This window comes from Priestia sp. P5_B4 (assembly GCF_056400385.1).
On the sequence record NZ_JBFULJ010000670.1, the window covers coordinates 1 to 2,132 of the forward strand.

2 protein-coding genes are annotated in these 2,132 nt (G+C 40.9%); both read right to left on the reverse strand.

The annotated features are described in order from the left end of the window. Nucleotides 1–3: 3 nt before the first annotated feature. Nucleotides 4–708: a DUF2268 domain-containing putative Zn-dependent protease gene (locus AC1DRF_RS24490; RefSeq protein ID WP_477741920.1), complete on the reverse strand. Its 705-nt coding sequence runs from the start codon at nt 706–708 to the stop codon at nt 4–6. 106 nt (nt 709–814) lie between these two features. Beyond that, nucleotides 815–2,056: a beta-ketoacyl-ACP synthase II gene (gene fabF / locus AC1DRF_RS24495; protein ID WP_097824323.1), complete on the reverse strand. Its 1,242-nt coding sequence runs from the start codon at nt 2,054–2,056 to the stop codon at nt 815–817. Nucleotides 2,057–2,132: the final 76 nt, after the last annotated feature.

Below are 2,132 nucleotides of genomic sequence, written 5' to 3' on the forward strand. Positions count from 1 at the left end.
CTGTTATTCGGCCAAAATTGGTATCCAGAAATGATGGGCTCCAATATTGTAGCCCATCATTTCTGGATACCAATTTTGGCCGAATAACAGTTGATCATATTTCTTTTCGTCGGCGCGGAGATTGTAATAAGGTTTAACATGCTTTTCCCACATTTTTTTAGCTTCTTCAATGTTATAATAATTTGTCCACGGAGCTAAATATTTTTTACCACAATACTCCTCTACAGCTCTTTCAGCTAACCCTTCCATCATCATAGCGTCTAACAAAGTAATCGTTTCATCAGATTTATTAATGGCTTTTAGCCTGCAAACGTGATGGTATTCATGGGTAAGCACCGCTAACATTTCTTCATCGGATGTATGACTTGTCATAAACACAAATAATTTATCGGTAAAAGCGACACCTGCTCTTCCATTAAATTCACGCTGCATTTTTCGATTTCTAGGATTGCTTGGAAGCACTAGCACCGCTACATCGGGCCCACTCCATGCTTTTTTAAGCTTCTCATAATGTGCTTTAACTTTCTTCCAAACCTGTCTTTTCTTCATTTCTTCTAATTCTTTTATAAACATTAAAGAAGGCGGACACATTCCATAGTTAAAAAGTAATTCCATATATTCTTTTTCTTTTAATTTCTTAAAATAGCGCGCAAGATAACGGCTTATTTCTTTCGGCTCCGTCCAAGTAGAAGTTGAAACAATCGGCATGTTTTCCCCTCACTTTCTTCTTCCTTTTGTTTCATGATATGTTCACAGCTACTCTTTTGGTTATTAAAAATAAAAAAAATTCTAGGCATCAGCCTAGAATTTTTCATTATACTTCGTATTTTTTAAAGATGATTGTTGCATTGTGACCGCCAAATCCAAGTGAGTTGCTTAGCACCGCTTTTACTTCTTGCTTACGCGCTTTGTTTGGAATGTAGTCTAAATCACACTCTTCATCAGGTGTTTGATAGTTAATTGTTGGAGGAAGAATACCGTCTTGAATTGCCTTCACACTAAAAATAGCTTCTACTCCGCCAGCAGCTCCTAACAAGTGTCCAGTCATTGACTTTGTTGAACTAATTGCTACTTTTTGAGCGTGGTCGCCAAATACTTCTTTAATAGCCATTGTTTCAAATTTATCATTGTATCCTGTACTTGTACCGTGAGCATTGATGTAATCAATATCACTTGGCTGTAGGCCTGCATCTTCAATGGCATGACGCATTGCACGAACGCCGCCTTCTCCTCCTGGAGCTGGCGCTGTGATATGGTGAGCATCTCCTGTTGAACCATAGCCCACAATTTCAGCATAAATACGTGCGCCGCGCGCTAGTGCATGTTCAAGCTCTTCAAGCACAATAACACCCGCACCTTCTCCCATAACGAAGCCGTCGCGGTCTTTATCAAACGGACGAGATGCTGTTGCAGGATCTGGATTTGTAGAAAGTGCTTTATTCGCACAGAAACCAGCAATAGATAAACGCGTGATTGGCGCTTCCGTACCGCCCGTCACCATCACGTCTGCATCTCCGCGTTGAATGACTTTAAACGCATCACCAATAGAGTTTGTACCTGTTGCACATGCCGTTACCGTACAAGAGTTCACGCCTTTGGCCCCTAAAGCAATAGAAACTTGTCCTGTTGCCATATCAGGAATCATCATCGGAATGAAGAATGGACTTACGCGGCGGGCACCTTTTTCTAATAACGTTGAATATTGGTTTTCAAACGTTTCCATACCGCCAATTCCAGAACCAATCCAAACGCCGACGTTTGGAGCAATTTCTTCTGTAATAGTCAAATCCGCATCTTTAACAGCCGCCAATGCAGCTACCATTGCATATTGAGTAAAGCGATCCATCTTACGAGCCTCTTTGCGGTCAATAAAATCTTCCACGTTAAAATCTTTTACTTCAGCCGCTACTTTAGCCGGGAATTCATCTGCATCTAGTCTTGTTAAAGGACCAACGCCAGACACGCCTGCTACTGCGTTTTTCCAAGCTGTTTCTACGTCATTTCCAATTGGTGTAAGCCCACCAAGTCCTGTTACAACTACACGTTTTTTATTCATCGTACATTCATCTCCTTCAGTTGCTTTAAAAATGTAGTGTTATTTTCCCCATCTAATAGCAATAGCTCCCCATGTT

Excerpts from the sequence above, each read along its gene's own strand:
- AC1DRF_RS24490 (WP_477741920.1), bottom strand. The coding sequence starts at position 708 with ATGCCGATTGTTTCAACTTCTACTTGGACGGAGCCGAAAGAAATAAGC.
- fabF (WP_097824323.1), bottom strand. The coding sequence starts at position 2,056 with ATGAATAAAAAACGTGTAGTTGTAACAGGACTTGGTGGGCTTACACCA.